We start from the raw sequence: 6,261 nt of genomic DNA on the forward strand, positions 1-6,261 counted from the left end.
GCCTGCCTGCGCAAAACCGACTGGCTGTTTCCCCAGTATCGCGAGTTGGGCGCGTTCTTGGCGCGCGGCATCCCGCCGGGACACGTCGGGGCCGCATGGCGCGGAACCTGGCACGGCGGGCTGGAATTCACCAAGAAATGCTGTGCCCCGATGTCGATTCCGATCGGCACCCAGACGCTGCACGCCGTCGGGGCGGCGATGGCCGCACAACGCCTCGGCGAAGACTCGGTGACAGTGGCTTTCCTCGGCGACGGCGCCACCAGCGAGGGCGACGTGCACGAGGCGCTGAACTTCGCGGCCGTGTTCACCACGCCTTGTGTGTTCTATGTGCAGAACAACCAGTGGGCGATCTCGGTGCCGGTCTCCAGACAGACCGCCGCACCTTCGATCGCGCACAAGGCGATTGGCTATGGGATGCCCGGTATCCGGGTGGACGGCAACGACGTGCTGGCGTGCTATGCGGTAATGACCGAAGCCGCGGCCCGCGCCCGGGCCGCCGCCGGCCCGACGTTGATCGAGGCGGTCACCTATCGGCTGGGCCCGCACACCACCTCCGATGATCCGAGCCGGTATCGGACTCAGGAAGAAGTCGACCGCTGGGAGGCGTTGGACCCAATTCCGCGCTACCGCACGTACTTGCAGGGCCAGGGGCTGTGGTCGGAACGCCTGGAAGACCGGGTCGCTGCCCGGTCGAAGCGAATGCGGGCCGAACTGCGCGACGCGGTGTTCGACGCGCCCGACATCGACATCGACGAAGTCTTCACCACCGTCTACGCCGAGATGACGCCGGGATTGCAGGCGCAGCGCCAACAGCTGCGCGCCGAATTGGGGAGGCTCGCATGACGCAGCTCGCCGATCGTCCGGTCGGACCTGACGAAGCGCTGACGGCGACCGCCGACGAGGTCGCGCTGGCCCCACTACAGCTGACCATGGTGCAGGCACTCAACCGCGCGCTGCACGACGCGATGGCCGCGGACGAGCGGGTCCTGGTGTTCGGCGAGGACGTGTCGGTCGAGGGCGGGGTGTTCCGGGTCACCGAGGGACTGGCCCGGACGTTCGGTGAGGACCGATGTTTCGACACTCCGCTGGCGGAGTCCGCGCTGATTGGGATCGCCATCGGACTGGCCCTGCGCGGCTTCGTGCCGGTGCCCGAGATCCAGTTCGACGGCTTCTCCTATCCGGCGTTCGATCAGGTGGTCAGCCACCTGGCGAAGTACCGCACCCGCACCCGCGGCGAGGTGAACATGCCCGTCACCGTCCGCATACCGTCGTTCGGCGGTATCGGTGCGGCCGAGCATCATTCGGATTCCACCGAGTCGTACTGGGCGCACACCGCCGGCTTGAAGGTGGTGGTCCCGTCGAACCCCTCCGACGCGTATTGGCTGCTGCGGCACTCGATTGCCTGCCCGGATCCGGTGATCTACCTAGAGCCGAAGCGGCGCTATCAGGGTCGCGGTGCGGTCGACGTCGACCGGCCCGAACCGCCCATCGGCCGGGCGATGGTGCGCCGCCCTGGCACCGACGTCACCGTCATCACCTACGGCAGCCTGGTGAACACCGCCGTCGCCACGGCGGAAGATGCGCAGCGCCAACGCGGTTGGAGCCTGGAGGTCATCGACCTGCGCTCGCTGGTGCCTCTGGACTTCGACACCGTCGCCGCATCGATCCATCGGACGGGGCGCTGCGTGGTGATGCACGAGGGGCCACGCAGCCTGGGCTATGGCGCCGGTTTGGCCGCACGAATCCAGGAAGAGATGTTCTACGAGCTGGAAGCGCCGGTGTTGCGCGCCTGTGGATTCGACACGCCCTATCCGCCGGCGCGGCTGGAGAGGTTGTGGCTGCCGGGCCCCGACCGGCTGCTGGACTGCGTCGAGCGCGCGTTGGAGCAGCCATGAGCGCCGACGAGCGGATCAAATCGTTCCGGGTGCCCGATCTTGGCGAGGGACTCCAAGAGGTCACGGTGTCATGCTGGAACGTCGCGGTCGGCGACGAAGTCGAACTCAATCAGGTTCTGTGTTCGGTCGAAACCGCCAAGGCCGAGGTGGAGATCCCGAGCCCGTACGCAGGCCGGATCGTCGAAACGTTCGGCGCCGAAGGCGATGTGCTCAACGTGGGCGCGGTGCTGGTCCGGATCGACACGGCGCCGGCGAGCGGCGAGGCGCCGGCGGCCAACGGCCAGCCCGCGGTTCCCACGCTGGTCGGCTACGGCGCGGACGCGGACATCGACGTCAGCCGCCGCCGCGGCCGGCCGCGCGCCGCTCCTCCGGTGCGCAAATTGGCCAAAGAGCTCTCCGTCGACCTTGCCTCGATACAGCACCGCGGGGTGATCACCCGCGGGGACGTGCTTTCGGCCGCCAAAGGGACTGAAGCCGAATCCGATATTCGGCCAGTGCACGGCGTGCAGGCGCGGATGGCGGAGAGAATGGCGTTGTCCCACAAAGAAATTCCGGCCGCGAAGGTAGCCGTGGGCGTCGATTGCAGCGAATTGCTGCGGCTGCGCGACCGGTTCCGCGCGGCCCACCAGGAGATCACGCCGTTCGTGCTGACCCTGCGGATGCTGGTTGTCGCGTTGACCCACAACCAGATTCTCAACTCGACGTGGGTCGATTCACCCGACGGACCGCAGGTGCACGTCCATCGTCACGTACACCTGGGCTTCGGGGTGGCGACCAAGCGCGGGCTGCTCGTGCCGGTGATCACCGACGCCCAAATCAAGACGACCCGCGAATTGGCAAGCCGGACAGCCGAATTGATCGAGGGCGCGCGCTCCGGCGCGCTGGCGCCCGCCGAGCTGCGCGGCTCGACGTTCACCGTCTCGAATTTCGGGGCCCTGGGCGTCGACGACGGCGTGCCGGTGATCAACCATCCCGAGGCCGCCATTCTGGGCATGGGAGCGATCAAGCCGCGCCCGGTGGTCGTCGCGGACGAGGTGGTGGTGCGTCCGACGATGACGCTGGCATGCGTGTTCGACCACCGCGTCGCCGACGGCGCCCAGGCGGCCCAATTCGTCTGCGAGCTCAGGGATCTGATCGAGTCGCCGCAGACCGCGCTGCTGGACCTTTAGCTGCCAGGAACGAGCAACTCCATGGGAAACGAACTCGCGCTAGACGTCAACCTCATTTACTGGCTCATGTTGGGCCTGTTCTTCGTGTGCCTCCCCGTGGGCCGTGGAGAAATCCGGCGCGCCCGGGCCAGAGCGTTAGAGGCCGAAGTCGCCGCGGCGGTGGTGTCGGCGGCGGAGGCGGTGATCGCCGCGGCTGAGGTGCGGTTACTCCGCGAGCATCCCGAACTATTTACGTAAACCCTGCCGCCGATCAGGGAATTAGGAGAGCATGGACGGATGAAGGCACTGATGGGCGCGTCGGCGGTGGTGGTGATGGCGCTAGCTTCCCTCTCCGCTCCACCGGCACAAGCCCACGCCGACGATCCTTGTGTCAGCATCACCGATCCTGCCGCTCACCAGGCTTGCATCGACGCACTCCCGCCCGATGACCCCGCGCGCGGATACCAGGGCAACTGCCACGCGAGCCCCGATTACGGAGCGGAGGGCCAAATTTGTCGGGACTCCTGGGTCCGAAAGGCCCCGAATGGAGCGACCGGCGCCCTGCTATTGCTCGGCGTTAGGGGTGGGGCGGCACCGGGCACCAGAACAGGCCGCAATTGAAGTTCGGCTGGTGGAATGGCGGTGGCGGCGGGTGCGCCGGCGGGTTGTCCGTGTCCCAACACTGATTCCAGTATTTGTTCTCGCCCCATGCCGGGTTCCAGGGCTGGTTCGGGCACCAGTAGACCTGCGGCGCAACGCCCGGCTGGGCCGCCGCGACCCCTGCGGCCAATCCGAATCCAGCGGTGGACAGCAGCGCTCCGGCGATGAGCCGCTTGACGGTGGGGGTGATCATGTTGTCGCTCCTTCGAGTGGGCCACGTCGTTCGGCGTCGTCGCGGAAAGTCCACACGTGCCGGCTAGCTACCGATCCCAAGAACAGGCGTTACCAACCACAGCGGGGCCGAACGCTATTTGCGGCGGGCCGCGGCCAACCGTGCGGCGAACTCAGGCGACTGGATGGAGTAGACCTGCGGGCCCAATTCGGTGCGCATCGCGAATTCGTGGTGCTCGTTGTCCAGCGCTCCGGGACTGGCAGTGGCGCGCATCGTGGCCTTGGTTGCCAGGACCACGTCACGCGGCGCGCCGGCGGGCCCGGACGCGAGCTCCAGCGCTGCGGCCACGGGGTCGTCGGCCACGCTGAGAGCCAGCCCGTGGCGCACGGCGGATTCGGCGTCGAAGCGCATGCCGAACAGCAGCGCCGCGCGCGCCACCTGCGGGCCAACCGCCCGCTGCAGCATCCATGTCGCGCCGCCGCCGGGGTGCAGTCCGAGCTTCTGGAAACGCGCGTCGAACAACGCCGCTGGCCCGGCGATGCGCACGTCGGCGGCCAGCGCCAAGTTGAGCCCGGCGCCGACGGCGGGGCCGTTGACCGCGGCGATCGTGGGCAGCGTGCAGTTGCCGACGGCCATGAAGCCGTCGTAGATCCGCGTCAGCCCCGAATCCGCCGCTCCGCCGCCCGCGGCGCCCAGCGCGCTGAGGTCGGCACCCGCGCAGAATGCCTTGCCCGCCCCGGTGACCACTACGGCGTGCACGTCGGCGTCGGCTTCGGCCCGCTCCACGGCGGCGCGCAGCAGCGCCGACATCTCGGCGGTGAACGCGTTGCGGCGGTCGGGGTCGTTGACGGTGATGACTGCGACGTGCTCGTCGACGCGGTAAAGGACTAGGTCGGACTGGGTCATCGCCAAAGACTACGTCGCGGACCCGGCGGTCCCGCGCCTAGATTTCCTCCACCTCATCCGCGTAGCGCCCGGGGCTGACCAGCGACGCCAACGCGCCAATCAACGTCATCAGTGCCGCAGCGACGAACACCACCACCAGTCCGGCGTGGAACGGCCCCGAGATCAGCTCCGGGAAGAACGACTTGCCGGTGAGCACACCGGCGTTGACCCCAGGCTGCTGCAGCGCATGCGACCGGCGGAGCAACTCCGCGATGGGGTTGTAGCCAAGAAACGCCGCGAACAGGCTGCCCACCGGGGGCAGGCCGGCGACATCCCGCGCCACCGCCGCTGACACACCCTGCGCTTGCAGCCCGCCGTCCAGTGCCTGCGGCAGCGTGTTCGCCAGCCCGACGACCATCAGCGAGAAGAAGACGCCGATCGACAGCGCCGAACCGGCGTTGAAGAACGTCGCCCGGACACCGGATGCGGCTCCGCGTTGATCGGCCGGGACGCTCGACATGATCGTGGCGGTGTTGGGTGCGGTGAAGACGCCCCCGCCCAGCGCATTGAGGAAAATCAGCAGCGCGAAAACCGGGTAGTCGAAATCCACCGGAATCATCACCAGGCCGATGAACGTGGCCGACATCAGCAGCATCCCCGCGACCGCGAACGGTCGCGCGCCGAACCGGTCCGCCAGCCACCCCGCCACCGGCGCCGCGATCAGGAACCCGATCGTCGCCGGCAGCATGTAGATGCCCGCCCACAGGGGCGTCGACTCGAAGCTATATCCACGAAGCGGCAACCAGATGCCCTGCAACCAGATGATGAGCATGAACTGCAAGCCGCCGCGGCCGCTCGACGCCATCAGGTTGGCCAGGTTGCCCATCCCGAATCCCGCCGACCGAAACAGTCGGATGTCGACCATCGGCTGCGCCGCTCGCAACTCGATGATGCAGAACGCGACCAGTAACAACAGCCCGACGGCGATCGAGCCCAACACCAACGGGTTCGTCCAGCCCGTCGCTCGGCCACCGTAGGGCTGTATGCCGTAGGTGATACCAACCAGCACGACGGTCAACCCGACGGCGAACGTCACGGTGCCGGGCCAGTCCAGCGGGCCGGGCGTGCGCATCCCGATCTCGTGCAGCGAGCGCACGCCCCAGACGGTCCCCAGCACGCCGATCGGCACACCGACCCAGAAGATCGCCCGCCAGTCCCACTCCGCCAGCACGCCCCCGATCAGCAGGCCGAGGAACGAGCCGGCCACCGCGGCCACCATGTTGAACCCCAGTGCCATGCCCCGCTGGTTGCTCGGGAAGGCGTCGGTGAGAATCGCCGCCGACAGCGCCATCAAGATTGCGCCGCCGATGCCCTGGATCACGCGCCAGCTGATCAGCCACATCGCGCCCGCGCCCTGGTGGAAAGGGTCGAACGACAGCGCGATCGCCGCGAAGGTGAATACCGCGAAGCCCACGTTGTAGATGCGGACCCGGCCGAACAT

7 protein-coding genes are annotated in these 6,261 nt (G+C 68.0%); 4 read left to right on the forward strand and 3 right to left on the reverse strand.

Translation table 11 applies throughout. The features are described 5' to 3' along the window. The 4 genes from A5736_RS02005 to A5736_RS02020 form a co-directional block, all read left to right on the forward strand. The coding region (locus A5736_RS02005) for a thiamine pyrophosphate-dependent enzyme (RefSeq protein WP_076244240.1) at positions 1-843 on the forward strand (843 nt) is incomplete at its 5' end. Then, on the forward strand, positions 840-1,895 hold the full coding sequence (bkdB, locus tag A5736_RS02010) for a 3-methyl-2-oxobutanoate dehydrogenase subunit beta (RefSeq protein WP_076244241.1): 1,056 nt from the start codon (positions 840-842) through the stop codon (positions 1,893-1,895). The genes A5736_RS02005 and bkdB, both read left to right, overlap by 4 nt. Then, positions 1,892-3,064, forward strand: a complete 1,173-nt coding sequence (locus tag A5736_RS02015; protein ID WP_076244243.1) for a dihydrolipoamide acetyltransferase family protein — start codon at positions 1,892-1,894, stop codon at positions 3,062-3,064. The genes bkdB and A5736_RS02015 overlap by 4 nt, the downstream gene beginning before the upstream one ends. Before the next feature lie 21 nt (positions 3,065-3,085). Continuing rightward, complete coding sequence (locus A5736_RS02020; RefSeq protein ID WP_076127281.1) at positions 3,086-3,301, forward strand: hypothetical protein; 216 nt, start codon at positions 3,086-3,088, stop codon at positions 3,299-3,301. 319 nt (positions 3,302-3,620) lie between these two features. Here A5736_RS02020 and A5736_RS02025 read toward each other — a convergent pair whose 3' ends face one another. From A5736_RS02025 to A5736_RS02035, 3 genes are all read right to left on the reverse strand, one after another. Next, positions 3,621-3,896 carry a hypothetical protein gene (locus A5736_RS02025; protein ID WP_076244245.1) on the reverse strand — a complete coding sequence of 92 codons (276 nt, stop codon included), beginning with the start codon at positions 3,894-3,896 and terminating at the stop codon, positions 3,621-3,623. A 114-nt stretch (positions 3,897-4,010) separates the two neighbouring features. Then, positions 4,011-4,781 (reverse strand): enoyl-CoA hydratase, encoded by a 771-nt coding sequence (locus A5736_RS02030; protein WP_076244247.1) that lies wholly within the window; start codon positions 4,779-4,781, stop codon positions 4,011-4,013. A 37-nt stretch (positions 4,782-4,818) separates the two neighbouring features. Further along, positions 4,819-6,261: MFS transporter (locus tag A5736_RS02035; RefSeq protein WP_076244249.1), on the reverse strand; the 1,443-nt coding region annotated here is incomplete at its 5' end.

Source organism: Mycobacterium sp. SP-6446 (genome assembly GCF_001954045.1).
Classification (GTDB): Bacteria; Actinomycetota; Actinomycetes; order Mycobacteriales; family Mycobacteriaceae; genus Mycobacterium.

Excerpts from the sequence above, each read along its gene's own strand:
- bkdB (WP_076244241.1), top strand. The coding sequence starts at position 840 with ATGACGCAGCTCGCCGATCGTCCGGTCGGACCTGACGAAGCGCTGACG.
- A5736_RS02015 (WP_076244243.1), top strand. The coding sequence starts at position 1,892 with ATGAGCGCCGACGAGCGGATCAAATCGTTCCGGGTGCCCGATCTTGGC.
- A5736_RS02020 (WP_076127281.1), top strand. The coding sequence starts at position 3,086 with ATGGGAAACGAACTCGCGCTAGACGTCAACCTCATTTACTGGCTCATG.
- A5736_RS02025 (WP_076244245.1), bottom strand. The coding sequence starts at position 3,896 with ATGATCACCCCCACCGTCAAGCGGCTCATCGCCGGAGCGCTGCTGTCC.
- A5736_RS02030 (WP_076244247.1), bottom strand. The coding sequence starts at position 4,781 with ATGACCCAGTCCGACCTAGTCCTTTACCGCGTCGACGAGCACGTCGCA.